Here is an 18,723-nt window from a genome sequence, read left to right as displayed (position 1 = left end):
GCTGATGACAACGACGGCGGTAAAAACCACACGCACGGCACGGGAGCGCAGCATGAGCAGTTCCATGAGGGACATCGACGAACGGACCAACCTGACCAACAACAACCAGTTCGAGCTGCTGCTGTTCCGGCTTGGCGAAGCCGAGCATTCCGGCCAGACGGAGCTGTTCGGGATCAATGTCTTCAAGGTGCGCGAGATCCTGGTGATGCCGCACGTGACGACCGTGGTGGGGGCCGACCCGTCGATCCTGGGCATGGCGGATATCCGCGGCCAGGTGATCCCGGTGATCGACCTGCCCCGGCTGGTGGGCTGCAAGCCGCGCAGCGGCCTGGGCATCCTGCTGGTGACGGAATATGCACGTTCGACGCAGGGCTTCGCGGTAGAGGCAGTGGAGGAAATTGTGCGCCTGGAGTGGAACCAGGTGCATTCGGCCGAGGCCAGCGTGCGGACCGGCCACGTCACCAGCATCGCCAAGCTGGACGGGGACACCGCCGGGGGCGCGGACCCGTCGCGGCTGGTGCAGGTGCTGGACGTCGAGCAGATCCTGCGCGATGTGCTGCCGACGCGGCAGCCGGACGTGGACCCGGGCACGGTCGGCCCGCAGTTGAGCCTGCGCCCCGGCGCCAAGGTCATTGCCGCCGACGATTCGGCACTGGCGCGCGGCCTGATCGAGCAGGGGCTGAAGGCGCTGGGCGCGCCGGTGGTGATGACCAAGTCCGGCAAGGAGGCGTGGGAGCTGCTCGACCGCATCGCCGCCGAGGCGGCCAGCCATGGCAGGTCAGTGCAGGACGAGGTGGCGCTGGTGCTGACCGACCTGGAGATGCCGGAGATGGACGGTTTCACCCTGACCCGCAAGATCAAGGCGGACAGCCGGCTGAAGTCGCTGCCGGTGGTGATTCACTCGTCACTGTCGGGAGAGGCCAGCGAGGAGCATGTGCGCAAGGTGGGCGCGGACGCTTATGTAGCGAAATTCGTGGCCAAGGAACTGGCCGACACCATCCGCGAGGTGCTGACGCGCTGAGCGCCCGGTGGCGGAAGAATCGCAACAGGCACAAAATTCGAACGCCCGCAACCATTCCCGTAGCCCGGAGGGTTGCCTATAAAACGGGCACTCCAGTGAATTCCAGCACCGGCGCGCCCTTTGCGGTTGTCAAGAGGGGGGATATCCACTGAAGCTGTGGATAGTTCCTGTGGACAAGTCGGGCCTCCCGGCCGTGACTGCCCGGGAGGCCCGGCGGCGGCCGGCGTGACCCCCACGCCCGGCCGCACTCCCTGGTGCTGGCGCTTCTCGCTCCCCTTACTTGGGCTGCTCCACCGTGCGCAGGTAGGGCTTCAGGGTCTTAAAGCCCTGCGGGTACTTCTTCTTGGCCTCCTCGTCCGAGACCGATGTCGGGATGATGACGTCCTCGCCCGGCTTCCAGTTCACCGGCGTGGCCACGGTGTGCTTGGCATTGAGCTGCAGCGAATCCAGCAGGCGCAGCACCTCGTCGAAATTGCGCCCGGCGCTCATCGGGTACACCAGCATGGCCTTGACCTTCTTGTCCGGGCCGATGATGAACACCGAGCGGATGGTGGCGTTGTCTACCGCCGTGCGCGGGCCGCTGCCACTGGCCTCGGGGTGGATCATGTCGTAGAGCTTGGCCACCTTCAGGTCTGCGTCGCCGATCATCGGATAGTTGATGGTGCAGTTCTGCGTTTCCTCGATGTCCTTGACCCAGCGCTGGTGGTCGCCGACCGGGTCGATGCTCAGGCCGATGATCTTGGTGTTGCGCTTGTCGAATTCGGGCTTGAGCCGGGCCATATAGCCCAGTTCGGTGGTGCACACCGGCGTGAAGTCCTTGGGATGCGAGAACAGGATGGCCCAGTTGTCGCCGATCCATTCATGGAAGCTGATCTTGCCTTCCGTGGTGTCGGCGGTGAAATCAGGGGCTTGCTCGCCCAGTCGAATCGCCATGGTTGCGCTCCTTGCAGTTGGCGTGGTTTGGAAACGCGCGTCGCCGCGCACTGTTGCCCGCTATCGCGCTGTCTCGTTGTTCGCCCGGCCGCCTAGCGGAAGACCAGCACCGGGATCGTGCTGTGGGTCAGGACCTTGTGGGTTTCGCTGCCGATCAGCAGCGCCTGCAGCCCGCGCTTGCCATGCGACGACATCACGATCAGGTCGCAGTCGCGCTGCTGCGCGCACTGGATGATGGCCTGCCAGGGATGGTCGTCGGTGGCCGTAACGGTCTCGCAGGCCACGCCGGCCTGCGCCGCGGTGTGGCTGAGCGCGGCCAGGAAGGTATCCGCGTGGCGCGCTGCTTCTGCGGCAAAGGTGTCCTTGGTGTCCTGCAGGCTGGTCAGCCGGTAGGTCAGTACGTGGTACTCGGGAATCACATGCAGCCCGGTCACGCGGGCGCCGATGCGGCTGGCAAAGGCCATGGCGCGGGCCGCCATCGCGTCGGCGCGTGCGGAGCCGTCGGTAGGCACAAGGAGGTGCTTGAACATGATGGGCCTCCGATTGCAGAAGATTGCCGCGTCCGCCCTGGCCCATACCCCGTACGCCCGGGCGAGCCAATCCAGTATAGGAATTGAGTGGCATAAGCGACAGTGCAGGCGTGGCGAATATCACGGCGCGAGCCGCAAGCCGGCGGGCATTAACATGCTGTTATTATCCAATGCACCATCATCATCCTGCTCGAACCCGAGGGATTGACGCATGATCGCGCTGCGCGAAGCTTGGCTGGCCGGATTGTTCCGACGCGGCAACTGGCTGCCGAACATCGTGTCGGGCGTGATCGTCGGGGTGGTGGCGCTGCCGCTGGCCATGGCGTTTGCGATCGCGTCAGGCGCCAAGCCGGAGCAGGGCCTGTACACGGCCATCGTCGCCGGGCTGGCGGTGTCGCTGTTCGGCGGCAGCCGGCTGCAGATCGCGGGGCCCACCGGCGCGTTTATCGTGGTGCTGTCCGCCGTGACCGCGCGCCATGGCATCGACGGCTTGCAGATCGCCACCCTGATGGCGGGGCTGATCCTGCTGGCGATGGGGCTGACGCGGCTGGGCAGCGTGATCCGGTTCGTTCCCGCGCCGGTGATCGTCGGCTTCACGGCTGGCATCGGCGTGATCATCTTTGTCGGCCAGTGGCGCGATTTCTTCGGTCTGCCGCCGGTCGCCGGCGAGCATTTCCACGAAAAACTCTGGCACCTGCTGCAGGCGCTGCCGCAATGGCACCCGGCCACCACCGCGCTGGCGCTGGGCAGCCTGGCGCTGGTAGTGGGCGCGCCGCGCGTGCGCTGGCTGCGGCGCATCCCCGGGCCGCTGGTGGCGCTGCTGGTTGCCACCGCGGTGCAGGCGCTGTTCCGCTTTGACGGCGTCGCCACCATCGGCACCGCCTTTGGCGGCCTGCCGCGCGGGCTGCCCGTGCCCGCGCTGCCGGACATCACGCTGGCACGCGTGCTGGAGCTGGCCGGGCCGGCCTTCACCATCGCCATGCTGGGCGCGATCGAGTCATTGCTGTCCGCGGTGGTGGCCGACGGCATGGCGGGCACGCGGCACGATTCCAACCAGGAGCTGGTCGGCCAGGGCATCGCCAATATCCTGGCGCCGCTGTTCGGCGGGTTTGCCGCCACCGGCGCCATCGCCCGCACCGCCACCAATATCCGCAATGGCGGCAACAGCCCGCTGGCCGGCGTGGTGCATGCGCTCACGCTGGTAATGGTGCTGCTGTTCCTGGCGCCGCTCGCGGCCAGTGTGCCGCTGGCGACGCTGGCCGCGATCCTGTTCGTGGTGGCCTACAACATGAGCGAGGGGCGCCAGTTCGCGCGCATGGTCCGCCGCGCGCCGCGCGCCGACGTGGCCATCCTGCTGATCACCTTCACCCTGACCGTGCTGACCGACCTGGTGGTGGCGGTCAATATCGGGGTGATCCTGGCCATGCTGCAGTTCCTGCGGCGCATGTCGGCGTCAGTGGAGGTGGCGCGCCAGGATGTCGTGGACGTAGAGCGCGAACTGGGCGATACCGGCGCCGGCCTGCCCGCGCGGATGCCGCCGGGCGTGCTGGTCTATGCCATCGACGGACCGTTCTTCTTCGGTGCCGTGGAAGCGTGCGAGCGCGCACTGGTGCAGACCCATACCGAGCCGCGCGTGCTGCTGATCCGCCTGGGCCGCGTGCCCTTCATGGACATGACCGGACTGCAGACGCTGGAGGCCGTGATCGTGACGCTGCAGAAGCGCGGCGTGCCGGTGGTGCTGGCCGAAGCCAACGAGCGGGTCAGGGAAAAGCTGGCGCGCGCAGGCGTGCTGGCGGCGCTGGGGGAGGGCAACTACGTGGATTCGCTGGCGCAGGTGGTGCAGCGCTGCGGCGAGCTGGCAAGCGAAGATGCAGGCGAGGGCGACGCCCCGCGCTGAGTCACTTCTTCTGCCGGGTGCTGCCCGCAGGCTTGGGCTTGGTGGCGTATTCCACGCCATGCTGGGCCAGGTATTCGCGGATCAGCTGGCGCACGACCTGCGACGGTGTCAGGTCCTGTGAGGCGCACAGGGTTTCAAAGGCCTTTTTCTTGACCGGATCGATCAGGATGGTAAGGCGGGCGGTCTTGGATTCCATGAGGGGGGTCCGGCTGTCCGGATAGGTCCGGCTTGACGGCAGCGGCGATCGGAAACGCATTATATACAGGGCCACCGCAGCGCCCGATTCCCGATCGGTGCCAGCACACCGGCGGTTTGCTCCCCTCTTCCGCTTGCGGGAGAGGGGAGCGTACACGAGGGGCGGCAGTATTCTCCGAGGCTATTTGCTCGTCGGCTCCCTGTTGTCTTCGACCGCTACACCGCCATCTCCAGATCCGCAATCACCGCCGCCAGAAACCGCGCCGCCTCCCCACCCGTCACCACGCGATGGTCAAAGGTCAGGCTCAGCGGCATCACCCGGTGCACCGCCGGCACGCCGCCGGCTGCTACCACTTCCTCGCGCACGCGCCCCGCACCCAGGATTGCCACGGTCGGCGGCACCACGATTGGCGCGGCATAGCGCCCCGCGATCATGCCGAAGTTGGACAGCGTGATGGTGTTGCCGCGCATCTCCTCCGGCGCGATGGTGCGCGCGCGGATGTCGGCGCGCATGCGGTCCAGGCCGTGGCGCAGGTCTGCGGCATCGCGGTTGCCGACGTCGCGCAGCACCGGCACGAACAGGCCTTCGGGCAGGTCGGCCGCGATGCCGACGTCGATCTTCTTCAGTACGTGGCGGCGGGCGGTCTGGCCTTCGTACCAGGCATTGAGGCCGGGTTCGGCGCGGCAGCCGGCCACCAGGGCGCGCACCAGCCGGATGGTGACATCGGCGCCGGGCTGCCAGGCGTGGATGTCGGCGTCGTCCATCACGGTGGCGGCGGCCACTTCGGCTTGTGCACGCGCCATGTTCTGCGCCATCGCCCGGCGCACGCCGCGCAGCTGTTCCGGCGTGCCCAGTTCGGCCAGCGTGCTGGCTACCCGCTCCACGTCGGCGGCGGTGACGACGCCCTCGGGGCCCGATGCCGTGGCCATTGCCAGGTCCACCCCGAGCCGGCGCGCCAGCGCGCGCACCGCCGGCGTGGCCTTGACGCGGGCGGCCATGGCCGCGGCGGGTGCCGCGGAGCCCGCGGGCGCGGCTTCATTGACCACGTGCGTGCCGACCTGGACCGAGCCCACCACGGTGCCGGCGTCGGCATCCTCGCCCGCACCCTCGACGCCGACCAGCGGCGCGCCCAGGTGGACGATATCGCCGGGCTGCGCAAACAGCTTGGCGATGGTGCCTGCATAGGGCGACGGGATTTCCACGATGGCCTTGGCCGTCTCCACCGACAGCAGCGGCTGGTCAGCGGCCACGGTGTCGCCGGTCTTGACGTGCCAGGTCACGATCTCGGCCTCCTGCAGGCCTTCGCCCAGGTCGGGCAGCTTGAAGATTCTCATCGGCACTCCTTGCCTATCGTCGGCAACTCTCGCATTACGCTGCCATCGCCTTGCGCGCCGCGTCGACGATGCGGGCGACGCCAGGCAGGTAGGTGTATTCCAGCCGCGCCAGCGGCACCACGGTGTCGAAGCCGGTCACGCGCTGCACCGGCGCGGCCAGTGAGTAGAGGCCCGCGTCGGCCAGCTGCGCCGCGATCTCGGCGCCGAAGCCGGCGGTGCGCGGGGCCTCGTGCACGATCACGCAGCGGCCCGTGCGCGTCACCGATTCCAGGATGGTCTGCATGTCCAGCGGCTTGAGCGTGGCCACGTCGATGACCGTGGCCGTCACGCCTTCGCCTGCCAGTGCGTCCGCGGCGGCGAGCGTCTCCTGCACCATCGCGCCCCAGCTCACCAGCGTGATGTCGCTGCCTTCGCGCAGCGTGAAGCAGGTGTCCAGCGGCAGCGCGGCGCCGTCGTCGGCCACTTCCTGGCGGAACAGGCGGTACAGCCGCGTGGGTTCGAGGAAGATGACCGGGTCCGGATCGGCGATGGCCGCCAGCAGCAGCCCGTACGCGCGCGCGGGCGATGAAGGCACCACCACGCGGATGCCGGGCATATGCGCGAACATCGCCTCCGGGCTTTCGGAATGATGCTCGGGTGCATGGATGCCGGCACCGCACGGCGAGCGCACCACCATCGGACATGACAAGCGCCCGCGCGTGCGATGCCGCATGCGTGCGGCGTGGTTGATGATGTGGTCGACCGCGGGGTAGATAAAGCCGGTGAACTGGATCTCGGCCACCGGCTTGAGCCCCATTGCCGCCATGCCGATCGCCGCGCCGACGATGCCGCCTTCGGCCAGCGGCGTATCCATGACGCGCGCCGCGCCAAAGCGCGCCTGCAGGCCCGCGGTGGCGCGGAACACGCCGCCATTGACGCCGATATCCTCGCCCAGCAGCAGCACATCGGGATCGTGCTCGAGCGCATGGGCCAGCGCCAGGTTGACTGCTTCGACCAGATTGATTTCCGCCATGGTTCGCTCGCTGTGGTCGCCAGGTGAAGGCGCAGGGTTTGCTGGTTATCCGTGCGGCGCCAGGAAGCGCCGGGCAATCTCCAGCTGCGCCTGCAATTCGGCCGGCATGGTTGCGTACAGGCAGTCGAACATCGCGGCCGGGTCCGGCTGCGGCACGGCCAGGTAAGTCTCCACGGCCTGCGCCACCTGCTGTGAGCAGGCCTTGACCAGCGCTTCCTCGCGCGCCGCGTCCCACGCGTGCAGCGCCAGCAGGTGCGTGCGCAGCCGCAGCAGCGGCTCTTCCTGCCAGTGCGCCTTGACGCTGGCCTCGTCGCGGTAGCGCGAGGCGTCGTCGGCGGTGGTGTGGTCGCCCAGGCGATAGGTGATGGCCTCGATCAGCGCCGGGCCGCCGCCGTCGCGCGCGCGCGCGATGGCCTCGCCGACGCGGTGCCGCACCGCGACCACGTCGTTGCCGTCGACCTGCTCACCGGGGATGCCGGCGGCAATGGCCTTCTGCGCCAGCGTCTGCGCCGCGGTCTGGCCGCTGCGCGGCATCGAGATTGCCCACTGGTTGTTGTTGATCACGATCACCAGCGGCGCGTGCCACGCGCCGGCCATGTTCATGCCCTCATAGAAATCGCCCTTGGAGGTGCCGCCGTCGCCCAGCAGGCAGACCGCCACGCGCGGCTCGCCGCGCAGCTGGAACGCATAGGCGGCGCCGGCCGCGTGGCAGACCTGGGTGCCGATCGGCACGCAGTTGGCAAAGTCATGCGGCGCCGCCGCAAAGCCGCTGCCGCGTTCGTCGCCGCCCCAGTAGAGCAGGCTCTCGGCCATCGTGACGCCCCGCACAAACTGCGCCGCGTGGTCGCGGTACGAGGGCACCAGCACGTCTTCGGGCCGCATCGCAAAGGCCACGCCCACGCCGATGGCTTCCTGGCCGAGGGCCGAGGCAAAGGTGCCGATCTTGCCGGTGCGCTGCAGCGCAATCGCTTTCAGGTCGAACTGGCGCGTCAGCACCATCGCCTGGTACAGCGGCAGCAGCGCGTCGGGGTTGCTGGCAAGGGGTGGGGGAGGAGAAGTGGGGGAGGAGGTGTCGCCCGGCGGGGCAAGGTAGCGGGTGTAGCCGATCTCAAAGCGCGCAACCGTGGACATGGCAGGTCTCTCGATGCGGTTGTCTCGACAGGATCCGCTGGGACGGCCGCGAGGATCTTCGCAGCTATCCGCAGCAATGATCGCGTTGTGATCCCTGCCGTGCTTTTTGGGCGCGGGGGACTTGAGCTTGAGTGTAGGGCATTTGCGCGGCGCGCGCGGCGCAAAATTGTCTTGCTGCGCACAATGCGCGCGACAGCTGTCCCAAATGCAAGAAAGCGCCTGGCGGCGCTTTCTTGCTGGCGAGAGCGCGGTGGCTCAGCGCTGGTACGGCGGCTGCACGAAGCCCGCAAAGCGCTGCTGCGTCACGGCCTTGAACTCCGCCGACTCGTAGGCCTCTCGGATGTCCTTGACGAAGGGCTTGTTCAGGTCCGCCGTCTTCACCGCGACCAGGTTCATGTAATAGTCGGGAATCTTCTCCAGCGCCAGCGCCGAGGTCAGCTTCAGGCCGGAGGCCAGCGCATAGTTGCCGTTGACGAAGGCATAGTCCACGTCGTCGAGCGAGCGCGGCAGCTGGGCGGCTTCCAGCTGGATCAGCTTGAGCTTGTGCGGGTTGGCGTCGATGTCGCGCTCGCTGGCGCGGATCGGGTCGGTGCCCGGCTTGAGCGTGACCCAGCCGATCTGCTGCAGGATGGCGATGGCGCGCGCCAGGTTGGTGGGATCGTTCGGCAGCGACACGGTATTGCCGGGCTTCACCTCGGCCAGGCCCTTGTGCTTGCGGCTGTAGATGCCGATCGGCGCGGTCGGCACCTGGATCACGTCGGTCAGCGCCAGCTTGCGGTCGGCCGAGAACTTCTTCAGGTAGGCCACGTGCTGGAACGCATTGGCGTCGATGGCGCCGTCGGCCAGCGCCAGGTTGGGCTGCACGTAGTCGCTGAACTCAATGATGGTGACCTTGTAGCCGCGCTTTTCCAGCACCGGCTTCACGCCATAGCGGATCTGGTCGGCGTAGGGGCCGGCGGTGGCGCCGAAGCGGATTTCCTTCTTGTCCGGATCGGCCGCGCCCGCACCCTGCATCACGCCCAGTGCCAGCACCGCTGCCGCCAGCCGTGCGACGAAGCCGAATTTCCCGTATTGCATCTGATGCTCCCCGTTATGTTGTTGGAGGCCGGCAGCGTCCCGCCGCGGCGTCGCCTCATTGTATGGAAAGGCAGGCAATAGGCGAACGAGTTATTACGCATGGTCATATGCCGCTGGTGAATAAGGGCGCCGGCGCCTGGCTGCACTACGCTGAAGGACAGCGTCACCCGTATGGAGGCCGCCATGCCCGAACAACTTACCCGGCATCCCGAAGTCACGATCCAGGTCTTGCGCAGCGCCGGGGCCAGCTGCGGCGAGGGCGCCCCGCAGGCCATCCTCAAGGCCTGCCCGCGCGAGCGCTTCTGCAAGCTGCCGGGCGGGGAGATCTGCGTGTATGGCCTGGACGGGGCGCAGGCGATGACGCAGTTCACGGCTGCCGACTGGCAGTCGCTCGCGCCCCTTGCGCGGGGCCGTGCAGATGTTGCGGCCGCGGCGGGCTGGGAGGGGACCACTGCCGCGGTGTTCATTGCCGGGCTTGCCGCTGGTGCGCTGGCGGCCGCAGCCCTGGCGCGCTGGCGGCGCAGCCGTGGCCGTGGTTGACGTGCCCGTGCTGGCACGGTGTTTGCGGCTTTCTCAGGTCATGACACCGATGCAGTCCGCCTCCAATCGTTTCCGCCGGCCAGGGCACGGCGCAGAGCGGCGCCTGTCGTGCGGGGCCGGCGCCATCCCGTGCGCGCGCGAAAGCGCACTGCCGGAAACTTTTATCCTGTTTGAAGCCGAGGCAGGCCAGAAATTGCATGCCGGGCTGGCGCGCGCAGGCTTGCATTCCTGCACATTCCTGACGCCGGTTTTGCGGTGCGCGGCGACGAGGGGAGGCGCGCAATGATGGGCGCGACGACCTTCTCGGCCATCCGCCAGCACGCGCACTGGCCCGCGTGGCGCCGTGCCATCGGCATCCTGTTCATTGCCGCGGTGCTGGCGCTGATCGCGCGCAAGCTGGGCACCATCGACTGGGACGCGGTGCTGGCCGCGCTGCGCGGCTTCAACGCCCGCACGCTGGCGCCGGCGGCGGCCTTCGTTGCGCTGAGCGGCTTGTTGTACAGCCAGTTCGACCGCCTCGGCTGCCACTATGCCGGACACCCGTTGCCGGCGCGGCGGGTGATGGCGATCTCTTATGTCAGCTACACGCTCAGCCTCAACCTCGGGGCCACGCTGGGCGGCGCGGGCGTGCGCTATCGCCTGTACACGCGCGCCGGGCTGACCCTGCCGCAGATCTGGAGCCTGTTCGTGGTGGTGGTGAGCAGCAACTGGCTCGGCTATGCCTTGCTGGCGGGGGGCATCCTGGTGGCGCAGCTGGTGGTGCTGCCGCCCGAGTGGGGCGTTCCCGCCGCGCTGACACGGGTGCTGGGCGCGCTGATGCTGGCGGTGCCGGCTGCCTACCTGGCTGCCTGTGCCACCTGGCACGGCCGGCACCGGACCGTGCGCGACCACGATATCTACGTTCCGTCGGTCGGCTTCGCGGCGCTGCAAATCCTCTTGTCGGCGGCGCACTGGATGGCAATGGCGGCGATCCTGTTTTCGCTGCTGCATACGCATGCGGGGTACTTCACGGTGCTTGGGGTATTGCTCGCGTCGGGGCTGGCGGGCGTGGTGGTGCGGATCCCCGGGGGCCTCGGCGTGATCGAGACCGTGTTCCTGACGATGCTGGGCGGCCAGGTGCCGCACGGGCTGCTGCTGGCGGCGCTGATTGCGTATCGCGCGATGTATTACCTGATTCCGCTGATGATCGGGGCGATCGGCTACTTTGTGCTGGAGGCGCACGGCAAGCGTGGTGGGGGGTAGGTTGTGCTGGCGGTATGCGACCGCCTGCCCTCACCCCCTGCCCCTCTCCCGCGAGCGGGAGAGGGGAGCAAACCAGCGGGTCGCTCTGACGTCGGTAGCCTGCGGTCAGGCCGCCGCCAGCGCGCGATCCAGGTCCTCGATCAGGTCATCGATATGCTCGATGCCGACCGACAGCCGCACCATGTCCTCACTGACGCCCGCTGCCTTCAGTTCCTCCGCATTGAGTTGCCGATGCGTGGTCGACGCCGGATGCGTGGCCAGCGACTTGGCATCGCCGATGTTGACCAGCCGCGTGAACAGCTGCAGCGCGTCCAGGAAGCGCGCGCCGCCTTCACGGCCGCCTTGCTTCAGGCCGAACGACAGAATGCCGGGACCGCGCCCACCCAGGTACTTCTGCACCAGCGCGTGGTCGGCATGGTCGGGCAGGCCGGCAAAGTTGACCCAGTCCACCTTGGCATGCTGCTGCAGGTGGCGGGCAATCGCCAGCGCGTTCTCGGTGATGCGGTCCAGCCGCAGCGCCAGGGTTTCGATGCCTTGCAGGATCAGGAAGGCATTGAACGGCGACAGCGCCGCGCCGGTATTGCGCAGCGGCACCACGCGCGCGCGGCCGATATAGGCGGCAGGGCCCAGCGCCTCGGTGTAGACCACGCCGTGATAGGAGACGTCGGGCTCGTTCAGGCGCTTGAAGCGTTCCTTGTGCTGGGCCCAGGGGAACTTGCCGCTGTCGATGATGGCGCCGCCGACGCTGTTGCCGTGGCCGCCCAGGTACTTGGTCAGCGAATGCACCACGATATCCGCGCCATGCTCGAACGGACGGCACAGGTAGGGCGACGGCACCGTGTTGTCGACGATCAGCGGCACGCCGTGGTTGTGCGCCACGCGCGCGATGGCTTCGATATCGACCACGTTGCCGAGCGGGTTGCCCACCGACTCCACGAAGATCGCCTTGGTGCGCGCGTCGATCAGGTCGCCGAAGCTGGCCGGGTTGCGGCCATCGGCAAAGCGGGTCTCGATGCCGGACTGCGGCAGCGTGTGCGCCAGCAGGTTGTAGGTGCCGCCATAGAGCTGGCTCGACGAGACGATGTTGTCGCCGGCCTCGGCAATGGTCTGGATCGCATACGTGATTGCCGCCATGCCGGACGCCAGCGCCAGTGCGCCCACGCCGCCCTCGAGCGCGGCCAGGCGCTGCTCGAGCACGTCGTTGGTCGGGTTCATGATGCGGCTGTAGATATTGCCGGCCACCTTCAGGTCGAACAGGTCGGCGCCGTGCTGGGCGCTGTCGAAGGCGTAGGCCACCGTCTGGTAGATGGGCACGGCCACCGCGCGCGTGGTGGGATCGGGCGAATAGCCGCCATGGACGGCCAGGGTTTCGAGTCTCATCTTCTTCTCTCTTCGTCTCGCTGTTGGGTGCCGGACCGGCGCGACGGGGCAGTGCCTGCCATGGCGCCGGGCATGCCGAGCGGTGCGCCGCGCGGGCGCACCAGGCCGTGCGATGGTACCAGCCGGCCCGCGCACGCCCCTGCGGCGTGGCCGCTATGGTTGCCGACGGCGCTCGCGCGAGGCAAGGAAGCTTATTGCATTTGGATATGCGCGGCGCCGCAGCGCAGCGGTCATGCCCCGACCGCGAGCGGTGGTTCGACCTGCCGCCAGCGCAGGTTCTCGGGCCGGCGCAGCCCCAGGTGCTCGCGCAGCGTGGTGCCCGTATAGCGCTCGCGAAAGAGCCCGCGCCGGCGCAGTTCCGGCAGCACCAGTTCGATGAAGTCATCGAGCCCGCCCGGCAGCCAGGGCGGCATCACGTTGAAGCCGTCGGCGGCCTCACCCTCGAACCACGCCTGCAGCTGGTCGGCGATGGACTGCGGCGTGCCGTGGATCGACCAATGGCCGCGCGCGGTGGCCACGCGCAGGCACAGCTGGCGGATGGTGAGCCCGTCGCGACGGGCCAGGCCGGTAACCAGCTGGAAGCGGCTCTTGGCGCCGTTCGGTTCGGCCAGGTTGTCGGGCAGCGGGCCGTCCAGCGGATAGCCGCTCAGGTCGATCCCGCCCAGGTGCTGCGACAGCAGGGCCAGCCCCACCGATGGATGGATCAGGCTTTGCAGCGCTTCGAACCTCTCCTGCGCCTCGGCCTCGCTGCGGCCCACCACCGGGAACACGCCAGGCAGGATCTTGAGTTGATCAAACGTGCGGCCATAGCGCGCGAGCCGCGCTTTCAGGCCACGATAGAAGGCCTGCGCATCGGCCAGCGACTGCTGCGCGGTGAAGATGACCTCGGCGGTGCGGGCCGCCAGTTCCTGCCCGGCCTCCGACGAGCCAGCCTGCACGATCACCGGATGGCCCTGCGGCGGGCGCGCGACGTTGAGCGGTCCGTGCACCTGGAAGTGCGCGCCGCGATGGTCGAGCGTGTGCAGCTTGTCCGCATCGAAATGCCGGCCGCTGTCCTTGTCATACAGGAAGGCATCGTCCTCCCAGGTGTCCCACAGCCCGGTGACCACGTCGACAAACTCTTCGGCGCGGGCGTAGCGATCCGCGTGCGCGGGATGACGTTCGAGGCTGAAGTTGCGCGCTTCGGCATCCGACCACGACGTCACCACGTTCCAGCCCGCGCGGCCGCCGCTGAGGTGGTCGAGCGAGGCGAACTTTCGCGCCACATGAAAGGGCTCGTTGTAGGTGGTGGAGACGGTCGCAACCAGGCCGATGCGCTGCGTCACTGCCGCCAGTGCCGACAGCAGTGTCAGCGGCTCGAAGGTGGCGGCGCGCGCGGTGCGCGGCAGGGTGGCATCATCCATGCCGCGGATGGCAACGCCGTCCGCCAGGAACAGCGCATCGAACCCCGCGGCCTCGGCGCGCTGCGCCAGCGCGATGTAGTGCGCCAGGTTGCGCCCGGCATCGGCCTGCGCGCCCGGATGGCGCCACCCGGCGACATGGTGCCCGGTGGCCTGGAGAAAGGCGCCCAGATGCAGCTGGCGCGCCGGCTTTTGCTGTGACATGGATCGTGCTCCCCGGAAGCAACTGGCCAAATCAGGCCGCTTGCCGTTGCGCGGCACCGGCGGACTGGTTGGCCGGCGCCGCGCCTTCGTTGCGCACGCCCGCCTTCACCGCCTTGCTGCGGCGGCCATCCACGCCGACCGGGATGTCGCCGGCCACGGTGGCCCGGCGTACCACGCGGTGCGCGTCGCCATAGTCGTTGATGGCGTAGTGCTGGGTGGCGCGGTTGTCCCAGATGGCGACGTCGCCCGCGCGCCAGCGCCAGCGCACGGTGTTCTCCAGCCGGTGCACATGGCCCTGCAGCACGGCAATCAGGTGCGCCGAATCGGCCGACGAGTAGTCCAGCAGCTTCTTGACGAAGTGGCCCAGCACCAGCGTGCGTTCACCGGTTTCCGGATGCACGCGCACCACCGGGTGCTCGGTCTCGTAGAGCGCCGAGGTAAATAGCTCGCGGTAGCGCTTCAACCCTTCGTCGCTCGGATTGACGCGCGTGGCCGCGTAGTCGTAGTCGTTGGTGTGCAGTGCCCACAGCTTGTCGGCCAGTTCGCGCAGCGGCTCGGGCAGGTCCTGGTACGCGGCAGCGGTGTTGGCCCACACCGTGTCGCCGCCGGCGGCGGGAACGGTCACGGCGCGCAGCACCGAGACCGCGGGGTAGGCCAGGTCGAAGGTCACGTCGGTATGCCAGGAATTGGCGCGGCCGCCGTGCTGCGAGTCGAGCTCAAGCAGTTGCGTGCCGTCGCGCGAGGGCACGGTCGGGTGCGGCACGGTGTCGCCGAACAGGCGCGCAAAGCCCTGCTGCGCGGCATCGTCCAGATGGACCTGGTCGCGGAAGAACAGCACCTTGTGCCTGAGCAAGGCTGCGCGGATGGCGGCGAAGGTGGCGGGCGGCAGGTCGCCGTGCAGCGCGACGCCGCGGATCTCGGCGCCGATGCGGCCGGCAACCGGGTGGATGTCGAGCTGGACGGTCTGGTCTTGCGTGGCGTTGGCTTGGGTCATCGCGAAGCTCCGGGGATGTAAGAGGGTTGGGTCAGGCGAGTTCAGGTTCGGGGGTCCGCTGCACGACAGGCTCCGGCCCGGCGAATTCGCGCAGCACGGCATCGCGCACGCGCGCGAAGGGAAGTCCGGCGCGTTCGCGCGGATGCGGCAGGTCCACCGGCAGGATGCGGCGGATGCGGCCGGGCCGGGGTTCCATCACCACCACGCGGTCGCCCAGGAAGACGGCTTCCTCGACATCGTGGGTGACCAGGATCATGGTGATGCCCTCGGCCTGCCAGATGCGCTGCAGTTCCTGCTGCAGGTAGGCCCGCGTCATCGCGTCGAGCGCGCCGAAGGGCTCGTCGAGCAGCAGGATCTCGGGGCGCGTCACCAGTGCCCGCGCAATCGCCACGCGCTGCGACATGCCGCCAGAGAGCTGGTGCGGATAGGCCTGCTCGAAGCCGCGCAGGCCAACCAGCGCGATATGCTCGGCAACGTTGCGGTCTTTCTCCGCGTCGCTGCCCGGCGTGTTGAGCAGCGCCAGCCGGATGTTCTGTTCCACCGACAGCCATGGGAAACAGGCGATGCTCCTGGAACACGATGCCGCGCTGCAGGCTGGTGCCCGATACGCGCTTGCCGTCCAGCAGGATCTTGCCGCGGTAGTCCTCTTCCAGGCCCACCACCAGCCGCAGCAGGGTGGACTTGCCGCAGCCGCTGGCGCCGACGATGCTGACGAACTCTCCCGGGGCGATGGTCAGGGTGATGTCCTCGAGCACGGGCAGCGCCCGGCCCTCGACTTCGTACTGCTTGTGCAGGTGCGCGATGCTTAGCGTGCCGGCATGTGGCATTTGCAGTCTCCGTTCAATAAGGTGCAGCGTGGCTCAGCCCGCTGCCACCGAGCGCCCGCGCCAGGCGAGCAGGCGCGATTCGATGCGGCTGGCAATCCAGTTCAGCGTGAAGCCGACCAGGCCGACCACGATCACGCCGAAGATCACCAGGTCCATCCAGAAGTTCTCGCGGCCGTCGGTCATGGTGTTGCCGATGCCCTTGCCGGATACCAGCAGGTACTCGGCGCCGAGCGTGGCCAGCCACGCATAGATCAGCCCCAGGTGGATGCCGGCGAAGATCGACGGCGCCGCCGACGGCAGCACCACGCGCCACAGCACCTGGGTGCGGCTGAATCGCAGGACGCGCGCAACCTCGAGCAGGTCCGCCGGCACGGCGCGGATGCCTTCGAAGGTGTTCAGCACCACCGGGAAGAATGCGGCCAGCGACAGGAACACCACCTTGGCGGCATCGCCCAGCCCGAACCAGACCGAGATCAGCGGGATCCATGCAAACAGCGAGATCTGCTTGACCGTGTGAAAGCTCGGACCGACCATGCGTTCGAACAGGCGCGACAGGCCCAGCGCCGTGCCGAACACCAGCCCGGCGCTGGCGCCGATGGCAAAGCCGGCCAGGTCGCGCCACAGGCTGGCGGCCAATGCCGTGGCCAGCGCGCCGCTCTGCAGCTGGCGCACCGCGGTGTCCCAGACGCTGGATACCGGCACCAGCAGCGGCGAAGTGGTCCAGCCAAAGCGCACGGCGGCCCACCACAGCGCGAGCAGCGCGAGCGGCAGCACCCAGCCGCGCAAGGCGCGGTGCAGGCGAATACGGGGGCGGATAGCGGACGTGGTCATCGCGGCCTCGCCTCAGAAGCCCGGCTTGCGCCAGCGCAGCACCGCGCCTTCGGCCAGCGCCAGCGTCTTGTCCAGCGCAAAGCCCACCACGCCCACCACCACCACGGCGGCCAGCACCATGTCGAGCTGGAACAGCTGGCGCCCGTAGACGATCATGTAGCCCAGCCCCTCGGACGAGGCCAGCAGCTCCACCACCACCAGCGCCAGCCATGCGTGCGTAAGGCCGTAGCGCACGCCGTTCCACACCGGCGCGGCCGCGGCGGGCAGCACCACGCGCGACAGCGTCTGCCAGCGCGTGAGCTGCAGCACCCGCGCCACTTCCAGGTAGCGGGTCGGCACGCTGCCGATGCCCTTGTACGTGTTCAGCGCCACCGGCACGAAGGCGGCCTTGGCGATCAGGATCACCTTGAGCGCTTCGTCGATGCCGACCAGCAGCATCAGCAGCGGCAGCCAGCCCAGCACCGGCACCTGGCTGAACGCCTTGAAGGTCGGGTAGACGTAGTCGCGCAACGTCGGCGACAGGCCCATGGCCGCGCCCAGCGCCAGGCCGCCGGCCAGCCCCACGGCGAAGCCGCCGGCCACGCGCAGCGCGCTGATGGCCAGGTTGGCCTGCAGTTCCCCGCTTTGCCAGAGGTCGGCCAGCGTGCGTGCGACGTCTTCGGGTGCGGGCAGCACCTGCGGCGGAATCCAGGCATTGCGGGCGGCCACGTACCAAACCAGCAGCAGCGCCAGCGGCACCGGCCAGGCCAGCAGCCAGCGTGTGGCATCCTGCCAGCGCAGTGGCTTGCGTGAGGAAGGCGCGCGCGGTGCTGCTGCGGCGGGCAGTGAAAGCGATTCGGCGACGGACATGGTGTCAGGCTCCCAGGATCTTGCCGTTGGGCTGGTAGACGGGCCAGTAGCTCTGCAGGCTCAGGTCGTTGAGTGCGGCCTTCAGGAAGCGCTGGTCGATCCACTGGTCCACGTCAAAGCGCGTACGGCTCAGTTTGAAGCGATAGGCCTGCTCGACCGCATCCTTGGGCGGCTGACCAGGAAGGGATCGAAATTCGGGTTCAGCCGCACCCGCAGCGGCTCGCCGTCGAAGTCCTCCTTCCAGTGGTCATAAGGCGTACCCGCGCGCGCCCAGGTGCGCAGCACCTCCTCGCGATGGCTCTCGTCCGAGGCCCACCGCGCCGCCTCGACCGCGGCCTTCACCAGGTGCTGCGTGGCTTCCGGATAGCGCCCGGCGAAATCGTCGCTCACCAGTACGTGGCTTTGCCGTGTGTAGATCGGCGACTGGTTCTTGCTGGAGTACAGGATGCGCACCGCGCCCTTGTCGCGCAGGCGCAGGATGTCCATGGCGCCGATGGCGGCGTCGATGTCGCGCGTGGACAGCGCCGCCAGGTAGCCGGCCGTGTCCAGGTTGAGCAGGCGCAGGTCCTTGTCCGACAGCCCGTTCGCTTCCAGCAGGCGCAGCGCCGGCAGATGCATGTTGGTGCCCTTGAACAGCGACACGCGCTTGCCGCGCAGGTCGCTGACCGTCTTCAGCGGCGAATCGGGCGGCACCCCCACGTAGATGTTGGCGCGCACTCCAGTGGCCAGCACCAGCCGCGTCTTCAGGCCCGCGGAGCGCGCCACGATGGACGGCAGGTCGCCCTGCAGCGCGAAGTCGAGCTGGCGGTTGGCCAGCGCCTCGTTGACGGCGGGGCCGGCGCCCTTGAAGAAAAACCACTCCACGCGCGTGCCGGTCGGCTTGAACGATTCCTCGAGCCAGCCGCGCGCATGGGCAATCGCCAGCGAACTGCCGGCAAAGCCGGGCGGGGTGCCGGTGGCGGGCTGGGCCACGCCGACGCGGATCACGTCGGGCCGCGCGGCCGGGCTGGCGCTGAACGCGGACAGCGGCGACAGCGACGCGGCCATGCCCAGCCCGGACCAGGCCGCGCAGCGCAGCAGCTCGCGGCGGGTCAGCGTGGGTGCAGCGGTGGCATCTGGGCGCGGGGTCGTCATCGTGCAGACCTTCTTGAAGTGGAGGACGGCTCCACGATAAGCGGCGCGGCGCGCGGACCTGAACGAATGATTCCGGCTTTGGTTATCGGCCCCGCGCATATGGCGCGCAGCGCGGCGTTGGCATATCGGCATGCATTCTTCTTCGTTGGCCGAGTGCCGGTGCTGTCCTACAGTCTGCGCATTTTGATCGC

The 18,723-nt window shown here is 68.6% G+C and carries 16 protein-coding genes and 2 pseudogenes; 4 read left to right on the top strand and 14 right to left on the bottom strand.

The annotated features are described in order from the left end of the window. The first annotated feature begins 52 nt into the window (after positions 1–52). Entirely contained in the window at positions 53–1,021 is a 969-nt protein-coding gene (locus I6H87_RS30050; protein ID WP_011617734.1) for a chemotaxis protein, read from the top strand. 276 nt (positions 1,022–1,297) lie between these two features. Here I6H87_RS30050 and I6H87_RS30045 read toward each other — a convergent pair whose 3' ends face one another. Further along, a complete protein-coding gene (locus I6H87_RS30045; protein ID WP_010810897.1) occupies positions 1,298–1,954 on the bottom strand; it encodes a peroxiredoxin in 657 nt (218 codons plus the stop codon). Positions 1,955–2,046: 92 nt separating this feature from the next. Continuing rightward, a complete protein-coding gene (locus tag I6H87_RS30040; protein ID WP_011617733.1) occupies positions 2,047–2,484 on the bottom strand; it encodes a universal stress protein in 438 nt (145 codons plus the stop codon). A gap of 211 nt (positions 2,485–2,695) precedes the next feature. On the opposite strand from I6H87_RS30040, the gene I6H87_RS30035 reads away from it, so the two are divergent. After that, the gene (locus tag I6H87_RS30035; protein WP_011617732.1) at positions 2,696–4,381 is read left to right on the top strand and encodes a SulP family inorganic anion transporter; all 1,686 of its coding nucleotides are present in this window, start codon (positions 2,696–2,698) and stop codon (positions 4,379–4,381) included. A 1-nt stretch (position 4,382) separates the two neighbouring features. Here I6H87_RS30035 and I6H87_RS30030 read toward each other — a convergent pair whose 3' ends face one another. The 5 genes from I6H87_RS30030 to I6H87_RS30010 form a co-directional block, all read right to left on the bottom strand. Next, on the bottom strand, positions 4,383–4,577 hold the full coding sequence (locus I6H87_RS30030; RefSeq protein WP_010810900.1) for a ribbon-helix-helix domain-containing protein: 195 nt from the start codon (positions 4,575–4,577) through the stop codon (positions 4,383–4,385). Between the two features lie 215 nt (positions 4,578–4,792). Beyond that, entirely contained in the window at positions 4,793–5,911 is a 1,119-nt protein-coding gene (locus I6H87_RS30025; protein ID WP_011617731.1) for a dihydrolipoamide acetyltransferase family protein, read from the bottom strand. A gap of 34 nt (positions 5,912–5,945) precedes the next feature. After that, positions 5,946–6,923 (bottom strand): alpha-ketoacid dehydrogenase subunit beta, encoded by a 978-nt coding sequence (locus tag I6H87_RS30020; protein WP_010810902.1) that lies wholly within the window; start codon positions 6,921–6,923, stop codon positions 5,946–5,948. A 45-nt stretch (positions 6,924–6,968) separates the two neighbouring features. Continuing rightward, positions 6,969–8,054 (bottom strand): pyruvate dehydrogenase (acetyl-transferring) E1 component subunit alpha, encoded by a 1,086-nt coding sequence (gene pdhA, locus I6H87_RS30015; RefSeq protein ID WP_010810903.1) that lies wholly within the window; start codon positions 8,052–8,054, stop codon positions 6,969–6,971. Positions 8,055–8,309: 255 nt separating this feature from the next. Next, positions 8,310–9,131, bottom strand: coding sequence for a MetQ/NlpA family ABC transporter substrate-binding protein (locus I6H87_RS30010; protein WP_010810904.1), 822 nt, complete (start codon positions 9,129–9,131; stop codon positions 8,310–8,312). 183 nt (positions 9,132–9,314) lie between these two features. Here I6H87_RS30010 and I6H87_RS30005 point away from each other — a divergent pair, with 183 nt between their 5' ends. Further along, on the top strand, positions 9,315–9,671 hold the full coding sequence (locus tag I6H87_RS30005) for a hypothetical protein (RefSeq protein WP_041688546.1): 357 nt from the start codon (positions 9,315–9,317) through the stop codon (positions 9,669–9,671). 282 nt (positions 9,672–9,953) lie between these two features. After that, positions 9,954–10,913 carry a lysylphosphatidylglycerol synthase domain-containing protein gene (locus I6H87_RS30000; protein WP_010810906.1) on the top strand — a complete coding sequence of 320 codons (960 nt, stop codon included), beginning with the start codon at positions 9,954–9,956 and terminating at the stop codon, positions 10,911–10,913. 105 nt (positions 10,914–11,018) lie between these two features. Here I6H87_RS30000 and I6H87_RS29995 read toward each other — a convergent pair whose 3' ends face one another. From I6H87_RS29995 to I6H87_RS29965, 7 genes and pseudogenes are all read right to left on the bottom strand, one after another. Next, positions 11,019–12,293 (bottom strand): O-acetylhomoserine aminocarboxypropyltransferase/cysteine synthase family protein, encoded by a 1,275-nt coding sequence (locus I6H87_RS29995; RefSeq protein ID WP_010810907.1) that lies wholly within the window; start codon positions 12,291–12,293, stop codon positions 11,019–11,021. A gap of 230 nt (positions 12,294–12,523) precedes the next feature. Then, the gene (locus I6H87_RS29990) at positions 12,524–13,897 is read right to left on the bottom strand and encodes an LLM class flavin-dependent oxidoreductase (protein WP_011617729.1); all 1,374 of its coding nucleotides are present in this window, start codon (positions 13,895–13,897) and stop codon (positions 12,524–12,526) included. Between the two features lie 31 nt (positions 13,898–13,928). Further along, positions 13,929–14,891: a TauD/TfdA dioxygenase family protein gene (locus I6H87_RS29985; protein WP_011617728.1), complete on the bottom strand. Its 963-nt coding sequence runs from the start codon at positions 14,889–14,891 to the stop codon at positions 13,929–13,931. A 31-nt stretch (positions 14,892–14,922) separates the two neighbouring features. Next, a pseudogene (locus tag I6H87_RS29980) lies at positions 14,923–15,718 on the bottom strand (ABC transporter ATP-binding protein). Positions 15,719–15,751: 33 nt separating this feature from the next. Further along, the gene (locus I6H87_RS29975; protein ID WP_011617726.1) at positions 15,752–16,549 is read right to left on the bottom strand and encodes an ABC transporter permease; all 798 of its coding nucleotides are present in this window, start codon (positions 16,547–16,549) and stop codon (positions 15,752–15,754) included. 12 nt (positions 16,550–16,561) lie between these two features. Then, on the bottom strand, positions 16,562–17,398 hold the full coding sequence (locus I6H87_RS29970; RefSeq protein ID WP_010810912.1) for an ABC transporter permease: 837 nt from the start codon (positions 17,396–17,398) through the stop codon (positions 16,562–16,564). A 4-nt stretch (positions 17,399–17,402) separates the two neighbouring features. Beyond that, positions 17,403–18,532, bottom strand: a pseudogene (locus I6H87_RS29965) (ABC transporter substrate-binding protein). Positions 18,533–18,723 lie beyond the last annotated feature (191 nt).

The organism is Cupriavidus necator (assembly GCF_016127575.1).
Lineage (GTDB): Bacteria > Pseudomonadota > Gammaproteobacteria > Burkholderiales > Burkholderiaceae > Cupriavidus > Cupriavidus necator_D.
This window is presented reverse-complemented; position numbering and strand designations above follow the sequence as displayed.